The organism is Saccharothrix sp. ST-888 (assembly GCF_000955975.1).
Taxonomy (GTDB): Bacteria; Actinomycetota; Actinomycetes; order Streptomycetales; family Streptomycetaceae; genus Kitasatospora.
Map to the genome: position 1 here is coordinate 1 of NZ_JYJF01000135.1, position 16,950 is coordinate 16,950.

Genomic DNA, 16,950 nt, shown 5'->3' on the forward strand with positions numbered 1-16,950 from the left:
CCTCCGGCGCCTCCAGGCCCTGCTCCAGAAGACGCATCGCGTGTCCGCTGATTGCCGTCCCCCAGTCACCGAGCTGAGAGGCCGACAATTTCCTCGTACGATCGACTGACCGTGCCCACAGCGGGTGCTGGCAGAACGGCGCCTCAGCCTTCCTGAACCCCTTGAACACTAGGCCACCTCCGACTTGGGCATCTGATCAAATGGCAGTTCAACGCGACTCACCTCACGTACTCCCAGGGCCTGTTCAACAGCCTGGTCATAGTCGACCGCCCTGGAGGTCCAACGGCCAACCACCAGCCCCCTGCGGCCGAGCCGCAGCACCGTCACCCGCTCAGCCCGCCGGTAGGGCGGCACCATCTCCTGATGGAAACTCGCGTACCGACGCGGCCAGTCCGGCCCGCAGCGGGTCAGTCGTATCAGCATCAGATCACCAAGTCGCAGGCGTGTAGGGCTTCGTGTTGAGCACCTTGTTGATGTAGTCACCCGGGGACTCGGCGGTACGAAACGAGTCCCACTCCGCCTGGCTCACGTTGTAGTACTCGTAGCCAACGCCGTCCGCATACACCCCCTGCGCGAGCTCCCGCCCACGGAACCGGACGAACAGCGTCCCCGACTTCCAATCCCAGCCCGCCGCCAACGTACGCGGCCGGCCAGGATCACTCGTGTTCGTCGGCCGCACCGACAGAAGCCCGGAGTCATCGCCGTACCAGTCGGCCCGCCGCAGCGCGGCCTGCTTCTCCAGACTCAGCCTGCCGGCCGCCTTGTCGATCGCCTGCCGGATCTCCAGCTGGGTCTTCTCAGACCGGCTCCACGGCTTCGTGAACGAGTCGATACCCGTGGGCTGACCGGGCCCCCGAATCAGGCCGCGATCCTCCAGCGCCCGCTCATCGCCCGTCCGCCGAGGCGTCACACCCCGATTCTTCAGCCGCTCCGCCCGCTGCGCCGGCGTCTCTGCCTGCGGGTAGGTAAGGCCACCATGCCCGAGCGGCCTGCGCTTCGGAGGCTGCGGCCCCGGAGAGGTATTCTTGAAGAGGGAGTTGAGCCCCTTGCCGTTCGCCCTGGCGGGGTTTCGACCCTTCCCAGGATCCTGAGGACCCATCCCAATCCGTCGGCGTGACGCCATAGTTCAGGCCCTCCTCTTCTACCGATAAGCGCACAGTAGAAGAGGAGGGCCCTCGGCCAATATTCGCAGCTACGCCGCCCGCCGCACCCGCGTCCCCCGCTGAGTGGCCCAGTCAAGGCCGACAGGGTTCTTGAAGAGCCCCGGCCCGGGAAGCATCACGCGGTGGTCGTAGGCGCGACCCGAGCTCTGCTCCCGGTGCCCGAAGTAGTCGGCGACCCGGCGCGGATCCGCATTCGGGTCCGTGCTCGCCATCGTGTAGGAGAGGGCCCGCAGGTAGTGAGGAAAGAAGTTCATCTGCGGCGCGACCTGAGCGCCAACACGCACAACCGTGTCGTAGATGGCGGCCGTGCTGAGCGGCCTGTCGTAGTCGGGCCGACCGATCGTCCCCCCAGGAATAAGCGGCCCTTCCGTACGGCCGGTGACATACGGGACAAGGATCGGCACCAGAGCCCTTGGGACGTCCAGGGTCTGCATGTCCTCTTGGACCTTCTCACCGTTCACCTCGCGGTCGCCCTTGCGGGAGATGGTAAGCATCCACTCCTCCCCCTCAACCTGCAGGTTCTCCACCCGCGCCATGTGCAGCTCGCTGTTACGCAGCCCCATACCAAGCAGAACCGCAATGACCACGCTCGTACGGTGGCTCTCCCGCTCCGCCACCTCAAGCATCGCGCCGATCTGCCCCAACGTGAGCATCTCCTTGTACTGCCCGACCACCGCCCGCCGCCGGCCCTTCCGCCGGACAACGGGATTGCTCGCGGCGCGCCCTTGGTCGACGCAGTACTGGAAGAACCCCGAGATCCTGCCGACCTTCACATTGATGCTCCCCGGCAGGTTCGGCTTGAAGAGACCAGCCGGGTCCGCCAGGAACTTCCGGTACTCCTCGATATGCCCCGGCTGCGTCTCCAGTACAGGAGTCTGAGGCTGGAACGCCGCCATCCAGTCGAAGAACTGCTTCACAGTCGTCCGGTAGTTCCTCTGACTGTCGGAGGTGAAGTCGCTCGACAACAGCGACTCCAGCAGCTCAACCGGGGTCCGAAGATCGTTCCCAGCCTCGTCAGTGACGGGCCGGGCCCATGAGTGCCGAGCAGCGAGCACCCGCCGCTGCTCCTCTGTGACAACAAGTGGCGCCATGGCGACACCCTAGCGCGCGAGCCTGATTAAGTTTTGAATCAGGCTTCGTGACTCTCATCACGCATTATTTGCGCCGAATTGTCCGGATCTAGCTTCCGGGCATGCCCGACGACGTCACCGCCACCGAAGACGAGGCCGCGCTCCCCCACGACAAGGCCACCCTGGTCGATGTGATCGTCCAGAAGATCCTGCTGGTGATCGACGAGCTCTCCGGACATCCACTGAGGCCGTACCAGCGCCCCTTCGCCTACCGGGTGTTGGAGTCTTTGATCACCGAGGACAGCGCCAAAATTACTGCCTTGTGGTCTAGACAATCTGGGAAATCGGAGACAGTGGCCGACACTGTGGCCGGCGCTGTCATCATGCTTCCCCGCCTGGCCAAGATCTTCCCAGACCTCCTCAGCAAATTTTCTGAAGGTCTCTGGGTCGGCGTCTTCGCGCCTACCGACGAGATGTCAGAGACCCTCTACAGCCGCATCGTCAGCCGCCTCACTTCCGAGCGGGCCCAGGAGATCCTCGCCGACCCCGAGATCGACGAGAGGCTCGAAAGCCGGGGCAAGGTCATCAGGCTGAAGAAGTGCGGCTCGCTGATCCGCCGGCAGACCGCCCACCCGAAGGCGGCCATCGAGGGCCAGACCTACCACGTCGTCTTCATCGACGAGTGCCAGGCCGCCGACGACAAGGTGGTGAACAAGTCGATCGCCCCGATGCTCACCAGCACTGCGGGTTCGATCGTGATGACTGGCACCCCCACCTACAACAAGTCCGGCTTCTACAACCAGATCCAGCTGAACAAGCGCGCCGCGACCCGCAGGGGCCAGAGACAGAACCACTTCGAGGTCGAGTGGAAGACCGTCGCCAAACACTTCCCCCGCTACGGAAAGTTCGTCCGCTCCGAGATGGAACGCTTGGGTGAAGACTCGGACGAGTTCAAGCTGTCCTACAGGCTGATCTGGATGCTCGACAAGGGCATGCTCGTCACCTCCGACAAGTTCGACGCCCTCGGCGACACCAAGATGCGCGTCGTCACCGACTGGCACAAGACCCCGATCGTCGTCGGCATCGACCCCGCGCGAAAAACAGACTCCACCGTCGTCACGGCAGTTTGGGTAAATTTCGACTATCCGAACGAACACGGCCAGTACGAGCACCGCATCCTCAACTGGCTCGACCTTCAAGGCCAGGACTGGGAGACCCAGTACTTCCGTATCGTCGACTTCCTCAGCCATTACAACGTCCTCGCGGTCGGTATCGACGCTGGCGGCCTGGGCGACGTCGTAGCCCAGCGTCTGCGTGTCCTCATGCCCCACGCGGACATACGCGACCTCAAGTCGGACCGCACCAGCCAGACCAAGCGCTGGAGCCACATGATGGACCTGATGAACAAGGGGCTCCTCGCGTGGCCGGCCCACGCGAAAACCCGTCAGCTCCGTGTCTGGCGGAACTTCAGGCAGCAGATGGAAGACGCCGAACTCAACTACCAGGGCCCCCACATCATCGTCGCCGCGCCAGCCGTTGACGCGGCCCACGACGACTACGTGGACTCCCTCTCCAACGCCCTTTACCTGACGGCCGAGATGACGATGCCTGAGGCCGAAATGACCCACACCCCCTGGTAATTACCCGCACCAAAAGCCGCACCAGCACGATCCCCCGTGAGACGTCTCAGCTCACAGGAGGAACCATGGCACGGAATCTCGCGCCGGACCCGGAATTCCGCGAGTCCGCTGACCGGCACTACGAGACCAAGCAGGCGGCAAACACCACCCGCCGGGGCCCGCTGCGCTTCCAAGAAGGTATTGCGAGCGACCAGGACGTGCCGTCCGAATTCGCGCGCGGCGCCATGCAGGGCTACCAGACCCCGCCCGGCCGCGCCAACCACAACGCGAACGTCTTCGAAAAGAGCCCTGAGGAGACGATGCGCGAGCGTGCCCACGTCGGCTCCGCATCCTGGCCAGAGGCCCCCACGTTCATCAGCGAGATGGCCGCAGGCGCCAGCGAGGCCGAGCAGACCTACCTCCAGGTCAACCGTGGCGACGGGCACCACAACCGCCACAACTACGCCCGAGTCGACTGATGCCCGCAGCGCCGACGCCCTGGGCCGGCCTCCCCCTGCCAGCAGAGGGCGACCTGCCTGACGTCCCGTCCGACGTGGCCAAACTAGCTAACAGCATCGATAACTTCTTGAAGCTGGTCCTGACCTCTGGAGCCACCAGTTCGACCCCGGCGCCGACGACCGGCCAGAACCTGCTGAACGTCAACTCGCAGATTGCAGGGCTGACTTCAACCCTGTCGACGCACACCAACCAGATCACGGCCCTCCAGGCACAGATCGCTGCCCTTCAGCGGCAGCCAGCCGCGTACGCCGTCCGCTACACCGGGCCGCCAATCCGGCTGGACATCTCAACGACGTGGCCGTACGTCGTACAGACACTGTCGATCCCGCCGCAGTCGTACCGGACGATGCTATTCGCGTACAGCGTCCAGTCCTGGGGCTGGTACAACGACGCGATCTCATCGCCGCTCGTCAGCCGCCTGCAAATGCGAGCAACCGGCACCACCCTCCTCCCTTCGGGAAGCCCGGACCGCGACACCACATTTATTTCTGCAGCGGACTGGACCGGAAAAGACTTCTTCATGGAGACCCTTGAACCGGGCGTCTCCTACACGCTGTACCAGACCATCGAGATCAACGAAGCGTGGGAAGTCGCCCCAGGAAACGTCATCTGGAGCGACGAGAACTCAACCACCCCGCTCCGAATCTATGCCGTAACCATCCCCTGGACCGGAGCCCCGTTCCCCAAGCCGTAAAGGAGGTGATGCCACGATGTCCATTGCATTTGTCTCCCCGTCCATGCGGGCTGCCGCCAGCGACCTGACCATCTCCGTCAGCCCGCTCGGCCTGGTCGAGCTCGCCGACGAAGAGTTCGAAGTGCACGGCCCTCGATTACGCCTGACTCGCTACTCGAACGCTTGGGCATTCTATTTACCTCGGCTACCACTGGGCATATAAGCGCGAGGCCGGCGAGCCCAACATCACCGTCAACTACGTCGCCGCACTCAGCCGATACATCACCAACTTCACCTTCGGTCGCGGCATCAACTTCCAGTGCGACAAGCGCTACGAACACATCATCCCCGCACTCCTCGACCGCGTATGGACCGTCGACAACGACAAGAAGTCCACGCTCTGGCAGATGGGCGAGAACGGCTCAGTTGCCGGGGACTGCTTTGTCAAGATCGCCTACGAGGCGCCGTGGGTCGACCCGGCCGGCAACGAACACCCTGGGCGCGTCCGAATACTTCCCCTCAACGCGGCCCAGTGCTTCCCCGAGTACCACCCGCACGACCGCGACAGGCTGCTGCGCTTCAAGTTGAAGTACAAGTTCTACGGGACCTCGCTGGAGGGAACCAGAAACGTATTCACTTACACGGAGATCATCACTGAGGAGTACATCGAGGAGTACGTCAACGACGAGCTTCTCGACGCCCGAGAGAACCCCTTGGGGATGATACCCATCGTTCACATCCGGAACATCTCCGTATCCGGCTCCCCATGGGGCCTGTCGGACATCGTGGACATCATCCCGCTGAATCGCGAATTCAACGAGAAGGCCACTGAGGTCTCCGACATAATCAACTATTGCGCGGCACCAGTCACCATTATTACGGGCGCCAAGGCGACCAACCTAGAGCGTGGTGGCGGCGGCAAGAAGGTTTGGGGTGGCCTCCCCAAAGACGCCAACGTCTTCAACCTGGAGAACGGCGTCGACCTTGCAGGCCCCCTCGCTTACCTCGATCTGATCAAGCGCTCCATGCACGAGCTGACCGGCGTCCCGGAAACCGCGCTAGGCCAGATGCAACCCGCGTCGAATACGAGCGGGGTGGCCCTAGCAATCATGTATCAGCCGATTATGTCCCGGTACGCGCTCAAGCAGACCAACTACTCCATCGGACTTCGGATGATCAACGAGCTGATCCTCCGAACGCTCTTCCTGTACGAGCCCGAGACCCTCGCGTACAACCCAGACACGGACGGAATCCGCACCAGCGACGACCAGCCGCCGACTCTCGACCCGGCGGACCCGGCAGTTTACGACATCACCTGCGACTGGCCGCCGCCGCTGCCGGTCGACGCACTCGTCAAACTCAACGAGATCCAGGTCAAGCTCAGCCTTGGCCTGGAATCCAAGCGTGGCGCGCTCCGGGACCTCGGAGAGGTCTACCCAGAAGTCAAGATGCAAGAGATATACGACGAACGCCTGACTGAGACCAAGGAAGACGGCGCGCTCGAATATATCCGCGCTCAAATTAACAGTGCCATCCTGCAGGCCACGGGCGTCCCTCCGGAAGGGGTCGATGCTCCGAAACCCGCGAGTGCCGAAGGCAGTGCCTCGGAAGGCGCGGACGCTGGCCCTCTGCCTGGGCTTCCAGGCATCAAGGCCGGCACGGACAGTCAGTCGATGCTGAACGAACTCGTGACGCTCTCCAAAGGGACGAAGCTCGCCCAGCGGAGAAACCCGGATAAAGACTCGGACTAACACAGAAGTGGAAGTCCAGAATGAACCCCCGCAACGTCGAGGCAACTCCTGAGACCGGCGAGCCGAACACCGCCGACCCGTCGGCCACCGCTGGCGAAACGTTCCTCCTCACTCCGCCCGCCTCCGAGCAGCGATTCACCACCGCTGACATCGAGCGCGTACGCCAGGAGGAGAAGGAAAAGCTGTACGGCCGGCTCAACAAGGCCGACGAACGTGCTGCCGCAGTCGAGGCCGAGCTCCAGCGCATGAAGGACGAGGCCACAGCCCGAGAGGCTGCGGCCGACGCCGATCGCGCCCGTGAGGCCCAGGATCAGGGGCTCCGCGAGAAGGCGGAGCGCGAGGCGGAGATGTCCGCCCGCGACCTCCTGGAGGCCCGGTCCAGGGAATGGGAGCAGCGGTTCGAGGTCCTGCAGCGTGAGCGGGAGACCGAGCGCGCCACCCTCGCGAAGGAAACGGAATTCGCGCAGCTCGCGGCCTATACCCAGGAGCGTCTTGCTCAGGAGCGTGAGGCCAGGTCCATCGCGCCTGAGCTCGTCGACCTGGTCGCCGGAAACAGTCGCGAGGAGGTTGACGCCTCGATCGAGCTGCTGAAGGCGAAGACCGAATCGATCCTCCAGTCCGTGCAGCAGGCGCAGGTTGCCCAGCGGGCGCAGATGCGGGGCACCGCTCCGACCGGATTCACCGGCCACGGGCCGCTGGATAACGAATCCGGCGCCCGGCAGTACACGCCGGAGCAGATCAAGAACATGCCGATGCATGAGTACAAGAAGTACCGCTCTCAACTTCTGGGTGCAGCCGCATCTGAAGCCGGGAATCGCGGTCTCTTCGGCTGACCTTCCACCGCCTACCTAGAGAGGTAGAACTATGGCAAGTGGGATAACGGGGACACCGCTTCTGTCCTCCACCCCGACGGCGTATACCGCGTCGTCGTCGTCGATGCTCACACCGGGCATCCAGCAACTCTGGTCGAAAGAGATCCTCTTTCAGGCCATGCCGATCCTCCGGTTCGAGCAGTTCATGGTCGATTTGGCCGCCTGACGGAGCAATCCGCCAGAGTACAACCCGAGAATTGCTGGGACCTCCTGCTAGACCTCGGCACCACAACGTGGGGCGAAAGCCCGAGCGTGACGGTTCGAAAAGCTGAGGGTAGGGAAAATCAGCAGCCGAGCCCCTTGACTGGGGAAGGTTCAGAGACTATGCACGGGTCACCCCACGCGGGTGAAGATATAGTCCGAACTGCACGGAGACGTGTAGAGGCTGGCAGAAATGACCAGCCCACTCCGGAGCAATCCGGAGGGGTAACAGATTGCAAGAAGACTGAGCTCGGAACCGCGCCGGGTCTCCAGGTTTCGTTCATGCGTTATCGCTCTCTCGATGGCGCACAGCAGCTGGTCGAGGGTGTCCGTATGGAGACCCACGCTCTGACTGCTGAGCAGATCACCATCACGGTGGCTGAGCAGGGCTTTGCTGTCGCCGTCACCGAGCTGCTTCTCAACAGCTCGTTCGATGACGTCATGGCCTCGGCCGCACGCCTCCTCGGACGCAACATGGCAACCTACCTCGACGGTCTCGCTTTGGCCGCCTGACGGAGTAATCCGTCAGTGAAAATCCCGAGAATTGCTGGGACCTCCTGCTAGACCTCGGCACCACAACGTGGGGCGAAAGCCCGAGCGTGATGGTTCGAAAAGCTGAGGGTAGGGAAAATCAGCAGCCGAGCCCGCCTGGCGAAAGCCGACGGGAAGGTTCACAGACCATGCACGGGAGATCCCTCCGGGATCAAGATATGGTCGGGTCTCACGTGAAAGCGTGAGAGGCCGGCGGAAACGACCGGCCCACCCTGGGAAACCAGGGGGGTAACAGCTCGCAGTGCCGTGATGTGTTGCTCGGGGCGCCCTCAGTGCTCTATGGGTACGACAAAATGGCCAACTGGTCGGGCAGTCTGCCACGTACGCAGATGTCTCCGTACGATCGCGGCTACTTCGCGGACAGCGAGGCCACGATGACTGCGAACGGCGGCTTCTACTTCACGGCTGCACTCGTGAAGGATGCCGTGGAGACTCTCGCCACCAAGAACGTCCCACGCCTCGGCGAGACCTACGTAGCTTTTGTCCATCCTCATCAGAGCCGGCGTCTACGTGATGATCCCGAGTTCATTGAGGTGACCAAGTACGCAGCCCCCGGGAACTTCATGCTCGGGGAAATTGGCCGCCTCAACGACGTCGTTTTCATCGAAACGACTCAGGTCTTCCAGGGCAACATCAACCCGCCCCCGCCGACTACCCAGCTGGGCACAACGATCCCGACCGGGACGTCTCAGACCTGGCAGGGCCAGCCGGCCCGATCCGCCAGTGGTGGTGTGCCTGCCGTTCCGGCAGTGACTTCCACCCCGGCCAACCCGAATGCTCCGGCCAACCCCATCTACCGGGCCCTCGTGATCGGCGACAATGCTGCCGGCCACGCGATTTCCCTCCCGGTCGAACTGAGGGACGGCGGGGTGCTCGATTTTGGCCGTGAACATGCCCTTGCCTATGAGAACTGGGCCCTCGCAGCGTGAGCTGTGAGTGAAAATCCCGAGAATTGCCGAGAAGCCCGAGCCACCTGCTCGCACCACAACGTAGGGCCAAAGTCCAAGCGTGACGGTTCGAAAAGCGAGCAGCAGGGGTAATCAGCAGCCGAGCCCGCCTGGGAGACCGACGGGAAGGTTCAGAGACTATGTACGGGAAGCCTCTCTGAGGCTAAGAGATAGTCCGAACTACGGTGAGAGCCGTAGAGGCCGGCGGAAACGACCGGCCCACTCCGGAGCAATCCGGAGGGGTAACAGCTTTGGGTACAGCATCTGGGGTTTGGGACTCATTACGGAGTACGCAGTCGTTCAGTGCGCGACCAACTGACGGACGCGCCAACGGGGGCGAAGGCAGTGCCTTCGCCCCCCTCTAAGATGACATCACTAGGAGAAGAATATGGTTGCTCAGCCTCGTACTAAGCCCAACCCCAAGGACATGACCGGGAATCGGAAGCGCGTGCTCATGGAGCAGCACAAGGAGGAGCTGATCGCGCGGCAGGAGGAGGTTTCTCTTCGGAACGCGATGTCGACGGCGAGTCTCGATGTACCGGTGGACCTGACCAGCGCGGAGGCGGTGTCGGTTGCACCAGCCGAAGGGGATGACGATGTGGCAGCTCCGGTGCAGATCGCGCCGGACTTCGCGACGATCCGGGTGGCCTGTGACCTGGAGCATGTGACGATCGGCCAGGGCAACGTGTACGAGTTCCGCGAGGGCCAGGTCTACAAGGTGCCGATGAACGTGGCGCTGCACCTGCACAACCTTGGCTACGTCTGGCAGTGGCTCTAGGAGGCAGTGTCATGACGGACATTTCGTCGGCTGACTCTTCGACCCCGGTTTCGCTGTCGGACGCCAGCCTCACTCCGCAGCAGGGGCAGTGGTATCAGCTGCTCCAGGATTACGGGTCGGGAGTCGGCATGCTGACGGCGACCGTGACGGTCAACGGTGTCGACGTTCCCCGGCAGTTCCGGCTGGTCGACGTCTACGAGCCGGGGACGCCGGGGATCGGCGCGCTGGACGAGGAGTCGCCGGTCGTGCTCTGGCTGGAGACCACGAGCACCGGGGTCGTCGGGGCGCACACCGTCCAGTTCCGGATGGATGCGTTTCTCCAGCTCTTCACCACCGGTGCGGAGCCGCCGGAGTGGGCGGAGTTCGTGGCGCAGAACTCGATCGGGGCGTGACGTGGCCGGATTCATAGCCCTGAGTGGGGCCTTGGCCGGTCTTGGGTACCTGGCGGGGCAATCCACCGCGCTGGACGCGGAGTGGACCGCCAAGGCGCAGTCTGGTGACGCGCAGCCGAGGAGCAGCTACTTGATGCTGTTGGGTAGCACGGTGACGGATGCGCAGACGACGATGGCGACGTTGGCCTCTTTGGAGGTCAGTGGTACGGGGTACGCGCGGCAGCCGATTCCGTGGGGTGCGCCGGCACAGGCGTCTCGGTCGGTGTCCAACAGTGTGCTGATCCAGTTTGGGCCGTTTGCGGATCCGACTGGTCTGAACACGTCGGTGCAGGCGGCGGCGATGGTGACGAGGATGACGAGTGCGAACGGGCTCTGCTTGATGGTGTGGAATCTGGCGACGCCGCTTGCGACTCAGCAGAATCAGGCGTTGCAGATCGCGGTCGGCGCTTTGTCCATGAGTCTGTCGACGAGCTGACCATGACGACGGTGGCGGCGCTCATCAAGCGTATCCGGTCCGAAGTGGGGGACCTGGGCTCGCCGTTCGTCGACACGTACCTCGGTGGCGATGAGCTGAGCTCCTACGACCTCTCGGAGACGAACGTCGCGGCGGCGACTGTCGCGGTGACGGCCGGCACTCCGCCGAGGGGTGTGCTCCTGGTGCCGGGTGTCGACTACGTCCTGGACCAGGTCGAGGGGCGCATCGTGCTAATCAGCCCCGGCTACTCGCCGCTGCACCATGGCCAGAGCCTGCGGGTGGAGGGTCGCAGCCAGGGGATGTTCTCCGACGACGACTTGAGTATGTACGTCAGCGATGCGCTGGCGCAGCACACGTATGGTCGGACGATTCAGGTTCGGTACCGGGACGAGCGCGGGTTCATCCACTTTACCGATCAGCCGTTCACGGTTGAGACGTTGCCGCCGGTGGAGGAGCCGTTGGTGGCTTACCTGGCGGCGATCAACGTGTTGTGGACGTTGGCGACTGATGCGGCCACGGATGTGGACATCGTGACGGCGGAGGGGACGGTTGTTCGGCGGTCGGAGCGGTACCAGCAGCTCATGGCGCATATCGGTACTGCGACGACGGGGCTGACGGGGCGGTACAACCAGCTGTCGCAGCAGCTGAATGTGGGCCTTGGTCGGATCGAGATGTTCAACCTGCGTCGGGTGTCGCGGACGACGAATCGTCTGGTGCCTGAGTTCAGGGAGCGTGAGTACGACGACGTGTCGCTGCCGAAGCGCCTGTTGCCGCCGGTTGATGGTGAGGAGTACGAGGACACGTCGGGGATTCCGTCTCCGGTGATGCCGGGGGTTTGGGGGTAGTGGCGTGCGGTCGAGGCCGGACTGGAAGCGCGGGCGTTGGAGTGAGAACGCGGAGACGAGGCTGATTCATCAGGGTCTGCGTGGGTTCCAGCGGGCGGCTGGCGACTCGTTCACGTACTGGCGGTTCGATTACTCCGCGAGCGAGGTGCACCCGGTGTACGACGAGGGCGCCGGTGCCGGCAAGGCGTTTTATGGGGCGTGGCAGGTGCCCGCCCTACACGTCGACCATAACGAGGCGGCGAACCTGGAGCCTCGCGATTCCGGGCTGTACATCATGGACTCGCTCACGGTGTTGTGTGAGTTCGACCAGCTAACTAGGGTCGGCCTCACGGAGGTTGACCTGAAGCACGGCGTGTTCCAGCGTGACCGGATCACCTACGACAACATCGTGTTCGGCGTGAAGCACGTCGATATTCGCGGTCAGATCCGCCGGCGGGACATTATCGTCACGATCTCGGCAGAGCAGATCATGAACGACGAATTGGTCAATGACCCGATCTTCCGGGACTACCTGGTGGACCCCTCTTTCGACAACGAGTACACGCAGTCGACTTTCGCGGGACCACTGGCATCTGCACCGAAGGGACTGCCTCATGGAGCCATCTATCACGACCGCAGCTAACGCCGTGGCCGCGAACCCGCCGGAGACCCCCGAGGTCGGCAGTTCCCACTTCCACGTCGGTGTCCTCCACAACCTTGACTGGCTGAAGGAGACCGTCCGCCGCTTCGAGGACAGTGTCCGGGGCCCGCAGGGCGAACCCGGCCCCGCCGGACCCGCTGGACCGGTCGGCGCAGCGGGCGCAGCGGGCGCGTTCGCCGTGTCGTGGCAGGGCGCCTGGGATCCGGCCGGGACCTATTCGGTCGGGGCCATCGTCGGCCACCAGGACGTGGTCTCTGACGCGGTATGGGTCGCGGTGGAGGAGCCGGTGGCCGGTGTGGCTCCGGCGGAGCCGGTGTGGTCGGTGGTGCTGCGGGCGCCGCATGCAGCGGTCTCCTGAGCATGACGACCACGCACTCGTTCCCTCCGGGGATCAGTACGGTGACCCTGACGGGGCGCTACCTCGATCCTGAGGGGACGCCCCTTCAGGGCTCGCTCGTTTTCACGCCGCCGGCCACGCTGACGCTCCCGGGTGCGGCGACGATCAGTGCGCTGCCGGCGCGGGTGGCCTTGGATCAGAACGGGCAGTTTGCGGTCTCACTGATCGCGACGGACAGTCCGGGTATGTCGCCGGCGGGGTGGACGTACCAGGTGGAGGAGAGCCTGTACGCGTCTGCGTCGGTTTCGGCGGCGGCTGCGGTGGATCCGTCGCTGTCTGCGCAGCGGACGTACTCGATTCTGTTGCCGAGCAGCCCGAGTACGGTTGATCTGTCGCAGATCGCTCCGCATACCGCGTACAGCGGGCAGTACCTGCCTGTCGTGGGTCCGGCTGGGCCTCAGGGTCCGGCTGGTGCGGTTGGTCCTCAGGGTCCGCAGGGGCCTGCGGGTCCGGTGGGGCCTGGGCTTGGGGGCGTTACCGCGTCGGGGACGCCGACGGCTGGCCAGGTGCTGACGGCCACAGGTGGGACTGCGGCCACGTGGCAGACGCCGACTGGGGCCAGCGATCCGTCGGTGTTCAGTGTGAGGGCGTTCGGGGCGGTTGGGGACGGGGTGGCGGACGACACTGCCGCGATCCGATCTGCGATCAACGCTGCTGTGGCGTGGGCCGTCAGCAGTGGGCGGTTCGACTGTACGGTGCTGTTCCCGGAGGCGACGTATTTGCTGTCGTCTCCGCCGGTGAAGGGGGGTGCGACGGCGGGCAACGCGCTGTTGCCGATCCCGGTCATCGCGCCGACCGCGAGCAAGGTCACGGTGCGGTTCAAGGGCACCGGTTCGACGGCACTTCCGCACTGGCAGCAGACCGCCCCGGAGATCAACGGAACGGTTCTCAAGGCCACTTACCAGGAGCTCATGGACTCGACCAACGGCGAGTGCAGCGTCCTCGGCGGCCCTACCCCCCAGCATGGCTACGGCCAGGGCTCCACCACGCTGTTCAACAACGTCCTGGTTGTGGTCGATGGGATCCAGGTCCAGGTCAAGGGCAACCACAGCAGCGGGTTCATCAGCGCCTTTGACTTCCGGGGGATGGCCGAGGCGCACGTGATCAGCGCCTCGGCGTTCACGGACCAGTCCCCGACCTCGATGGTCTGGCCGAACGGCAGTGGTTTCGACTGGGGTCTGGCGATGCCGTTCCCGGCCAACAATGCTCTCTGCAAGGTCGATTCGTTCTCGGTCGAGGGCTACACGTACGGGGCGTTTTTGGCCGAGCATTGCGTTGTCACCCAGATCCAGGCCGTCTACTGCTACAACGGCTTGGTCGCGATTGGCAGTTTCGAGCAGTCGGGCACCGCGCAGCACCAGCTGATGGTGGTGTATGCCTGTGTGGAGGCGTGTACCAACGCGCTGTTGGTCACCACGACCGCGCGCCTGTACGTCGCCATGCTGGATGTCGAGAACATCACCGGTGCGCATGTGAGGGATCCGGACGCGACGTCGGTCGGCTATGTGGGGCTGTGCGGGATCATCTCGGCGATCGCCGTGCCGAACCCGACGAAGATCAAGATTGAGTATCTCGACCGGGCCCCCGGCGTGTTCGCTGCGCCGGCCGTTCCCGCGTCCGGCGCGGTGTTCCAGTCGCCGGCCTGGCGGGACGCTATGGTCTGCATCTCCGGCGGTACCGTCACCGGTGTCGCGGTTGACGGGGTCGCGACCGGCCTCACTTCCGGCCCGTTTCTTCTTCCGTCGGGACGGACGATCGCCCTCACCTACACCGTCACCCCGGCGTGGACATGGACGCTCCTGTAGACCGCGAATTACCTCGGCTGAAATGCCCCTGGGCACCCTGGTAGCGAAATAGCGATCTTCCTGTACCGGGGTGCCCTGTGCCACTGCTCGCGAATGAGGACGCGGCCCTGAAGACTAAGCTGCAGGGCCTGGCCGTCCATGACGCGACCGCAGGGCCGGCAGGCCGCCCCGTGACCATCCGCTTCAGGAACCCCGAGTACGAGCTGGCCGACTCCGGGTTCCCCCTGGTCCTTATCACCCATACCGGGATCAGCCGCGACACCGACCGCGAGGCACGCGGCTACACCACGATCGGCTACGCCCCCGAGGGCCTCGCGCCCTGGCCGGACATCAACGACCCGACGCGGTCGCCCTACTCGGCGCAGATGCCCGTCCCGCTGGCCATCGACTACCAGATCGAGGCATTCACGCGGAAGCAGGCCCACATGACGGAGCTGATCGGCCAGCTGCTCCAGTTCGACCGGCTGCCGCCCCGGTTCGGGTATCTGCAGGTGCCACAGGACGGCACGGTCAGGCGCCTGGACATTCTCGGCGGCCCGGAGAGCACCGAGACAAAGGACCAGCTCGGCAAGCGGCTCTTTGTTGCCGCCTGGTCGATCCGGGTCAGCGCCGAGCTGTTCCTCAGCGAAATCGACCATCTGACCCAGGTGCAGACGATTGCGCTGGACCTGGTGGACGCCCCCGCGTACGCCGCCGGCCACCAGGTGCCGCTCGACCCGACCGTTCGCCTGTCGCCCGTCGCGGTGGCCCCCTCCGCGTCGAATGCGCCGCCGCCGGCGCTCATCGGTACCCCCTACCAGTACGCGCTGACCGCGACCGGCGGCGTCCCGCCCTACCACTGGGTCCTGGAGTCCGGGGCACTGCCACCCGGCCTCGCGCTCACCGAAGACGGCCAGCTCTTCGGCACGCCGACGGCCCCGACCGTCTCCCCCATCTCGCTCGTGTTCGGCCTCACGGACTCCGATTCACCTTCACAGGTCGCCAGGCAGACCCTCTCAATCGCCGTCTCCGGGAGCTGAATTGACGACACCGACCACATACCCGTTCAAGCGCCCCGGCGTCTACGTCTCGGAGCAGCTCCTGCCGCTCCCCCAGCCTGAAACCGCCCCGGGGACGGCGGTGGCCGCTTTCGTGGGCACGCACAGCGCCGGACCCACCGACCCGGTGAAGATACGCTCCTGGGCCCAGTTCCAGAGCCTGTACGGGGGTTTCGGCACCGGCCTGGACTACCTCCCCTACCAGGTCTACCAGTACTTCGCCAACGGGGGCTCGGCGGCGTGGATCCAGCGGGCCACCTCCTCGGACTCGGTGGCGGCCAGCACCACGATCCTCAACGTCCCGATCCCGGCCAGGACGACGCAGACGGCAACTCCGCCAGGCACCGCACCCTCCGGCAGCGGCACCGCGCCCACGGCCGCTGTCACCGGCGTGGTCCTGGCGACCGTCACCGCGCCCACGATCAACCCGGAGCAGGGGGCTATCGGGATCCAGTGGCCCGCGCTCACCCCGGCCGCCTCCGTCGATGCCTACCAGGTGACGTGCACCGCGACGACCCCGGGTGCTGTAGCCCAGCTGATCTGGGTCCCCCAGGGGTCCGGCACCTTGACCGCCATCTTCACGAACTTGGCCCCCGGCACCACCTACACCTTCCAGGTCACCCCGTACAAGGGCACCTCGGCCGGCCCCAGCATTGCCACGCCGCCCACCTTCTCAACTCTCACCGCCTACACGGGAGTTCCCGCTCTCAAGATCACGGCCAAGGGCGCAGGAGCCTTCGGCAACAGCCTGTACATCGACCTCGCCCCCAGCTGGACCTTGGGGAAATTCCACCTCTTCGTCAAGGCCGGCTCGACCGCAGCCGGGTCCATCGTCGAGAGCTGGCAGGACGTCAGCCTCATACCGACCGACCCCCGCTACATCGTCTCTCTCATCAACTCGCGCATCGCCGGGTCGAGTTACATCACGGTCGCCAACCTCATGCCTGGAACGCCCACCCCGGGCACCAGCCAGACCCCCGACGCGTCCTGGACCCCCGTCCTGGCCTCCGGCATCCAGCTGTCCGGCGGCAGCGACGGCGTCCAGCCCGTCAACCTCGCCACCGTCCTCGCCGCCGGCTTCGCCGCGATCGACGACGTCCTGCTGATCAACCTCTGTGCCAACACCACCGCCTCCGGCGGCGTCCCCCCGCAGACCGTCATCAGCGCGGCGCTGAACTGGATCCAGGCGCGCGGCAACGGATTTCTGGTCCTGG

General features: G+C 64.7%; 19 protein-coding genes. 17 read left to right on the forward strand and 2 right to left on the reverse strand.

Annotation, left to right across the window (positions count from 1 at the left end):
- Positions 1 to 427 precede the first annotated feature (427 nt).
- Positions 428 to 910 carry a KTSC domain-containing protein gene (locus UK12_RS38545; protein WP_197085253.1) on the reverse strand — a complete coding sequence of 161 codons (483 nt, stop codon included), beginning with the start codon at positions 908 to 910 and terminating at the stop codon, positions 428 to 430.
- 282 nt (positions 911 to 1,192) lie between these two features.
- Positions 1,193 to 2,254, reverse strand: coding sequence for a tyrosine-type recombinase/integrase (locus UK12_RS29175; RefSeq protein WP_082120034.1), 1,062 nt, complete (start codon positions 2,252 to 2,254; stop codon positions 1,193 to 1,195).
- A gap of 101 nt (positions 2,255 to 2,355) precedes the next feature.
- Here UK12_RS29175 and UK12_RS29180 point away from each other — a divergent pair, with 101 nt between their 5' ends.
- From UK12_RS29180 to UK12_RS29255, 17 genes are all read left to right on the forward strand, one after another.
- On the forward strand, positions 2,356 to 3,873 hold the full coding sequence (locus UK12_RS29180) for a phage terminase large subunit family protein (protein WP_082120035.1): 1,518 nt from the start codon (positions 2,356 to 2,358) through the stop codon (positions 3,871 to 3,873).
- Between the two features lie 65 nt (positions 3,874 to 3,938).
- Positions 3,939 to 4,331, forward strand: coding sequence for a hypothetical protein (locus tag UK12_RS41720; protein ID WP_045306191.1), 393 nt, complete (start codon positions 3,939 to 3,941; stop codon positions 4,329 to 4,331).
- Positions 4,331 to 5,065, forward strand: coding sequence for a hypothetical protein (locus UK12_RS29190; protein WP_045306192.1), 735 nt, complete (start codon positions 4,331 to 4,333; stop codon positions 5,063 to 5,065). Before UK12_RS41720 ends, UK12_RS29190 begins: the two co-directional genes overlap by 1 nt.
- A gap of 224 nt (positions 5,066 to 5,289) precedes the next feature.
- Positions 5,290 to 6,795, forward strand: a complete 1,506-nt coding sequence (locus UK12_RS29195; protein ID WP_269432053.1) for a phage portal protein — start codon at positions 5,290 to 5,292, stop codon at positions 6,793 to 6,795.
- Between the two features lie 20 nt (positions 6,796 to 6,815).
- On the forward strand, positions 6,816 to 7,628 hold the full coding sequence (locus UK12_RS29200) for a hypothetical protein (protein ID WP_045306193.1): 813 nt from the start codon (positions 6,816 to 6,818) through the stop codon (positions 7,626 to 7,628).
- Between the two features lie 31 nt (positions 7,629 to 7,659).
- Positions 7,660 to 7,833 (forward strand): hypothetical protein, encoded by a 174-nt coding sequence (locus UK12_RS40125; RefSeq protein WP_156178992.1) that lies wholly within the window; start codon positions 7,660 to 7,662, stop codon positions 7,831 to 7,833.
- A gap of 317 nt (positions 7,834 to 8,150) precedes the next feature.
- Entirely contained in the window at positions 8,151 to 8,381 is a 231-nt protein-coding gene (locus UK12_RS41725) for a hypothetical protein (protein WP_045306194.1), read from the forward strand.
- 290 nt (positions 8,382 to 8,671) lie between these two features.
- The gene (locus UK12_RS41730; RefSeq protein ID WP_052682252.1) at positions 8,672 to 9,349 is read left to right on the forward strand and encodes a N4-gp56 family major capsid protein; all 678 of its coding nucleotides are present in this window, start codon (positions 8,672 to 8,674) and stop codon (positions 9,347 to 9,349) included.
- A gap of 472 nt (positions 9,350 to 9,821) precedes the next feature.
- Complete coding sequence (locus UK12_RS29215; RefSeq protein WP_156178993.1) at positions 9,822 to 10,145, forward strand: hypothetical protein; 324 nt, start codon at positions 9,822 to 9,824, stop codon at positions 10,143 to 10,145.
- Between the two features lie 128 nt (positions 10,146 to 10,273).
- Positions 10,274 to 10,537 carry a hypothetical protein gene (locus UK12_RS29220; RefSeq protein ID WP_156178994.1) on the forward strand — a complete coding sequence of 88 codons (264 nt, stop codon included), beginning with the start codon at positions 10,274 to 10,276 and terminating at the stop codon, positions 10,535 to 10,537.
- Positions 10,455 to 11,012 (forward strand): phage tail fiber protein, encoded by a 558-nt coding sequence (locus tag UK12_RS45185; protein ID WP_442973890.1) that lies wholly within the window; start codon positions 10,455 to 10,457, stop codon positions 11,010 to 11,012. The genes UK12_RS29220 and UK12_RS45185 overlap by 83 nt, the downstream gene beginning before the upstream one ends.
- A gap of 2 nt (positions 11,013 to 11,014) precedes the next feature.
- The gene (locus UK12_RS29230) at positions 11,015 to 11,857 is read left to right on the forward strand and encodes a hypothetical protein (protein WP_045306198.1); all 843 of its coding nucleotides are present in this window, start codon (positions 11,015 to 11,017) and stop codon (positions 11,855 to 11,857) included.
- Between the two features lie 154 nt (positions 11,858 to 12,011).
- Positions 12,012 to 12,479, forward strand: a complete 468-nt coding sequence (locus tag UK12_RS29235) for a hypothetical protein (RefSeq protein WP_156178996.1) — start codon at positions 12,012 to 12,014, stop codon at positions 12,477 to 12,479.
- 4 nt (positions 12,480 to 12,483) lie between these two features.
- Positions 12,484 to 12,855: a hypothetical protein gene (locus UK12_RS29240; protein WP_045306200.1), complete on the forward strand. Its 372-nt coding sequence runs from the start codon at positions 12,484 to 12,486 to the stop codon at positions 12,853 to 12,855.
- 41 nt (positions 12,856 to 12,896) lie between these two features.
- Entirely contained in the window at positions 12,897 to 14,699 is a 1,803-nt protein-coding gene (locus UK12_RS29245; RefSeq protein ID WP_197085256.1) for a glycosyl hydrolase family 28-related protein, read from the forward strand.
- A 170-nt stretch (positions 14,700 to 14,869) separates the two neighbouring features.
- Entirely contained in the window at positions 14,870 to 15,718 is an 849-nt protein-coding gene (locus UK12_RS29250) for an Ig domain-containing protein (RefSeq protein ID WP_045306202.1), read from the forward strand.
- A 1-nt stretch (position 15,719) separates the two neighbouring features.
- Positions 15,720 to 16,950, forward strand: a 1,231-nt coding sequence (locus UK12_RS29255) for a fibronectin type III domain-containing protein (protein WP_045306203.1), incomplete at its 3' end; no start/stop codon positions are given.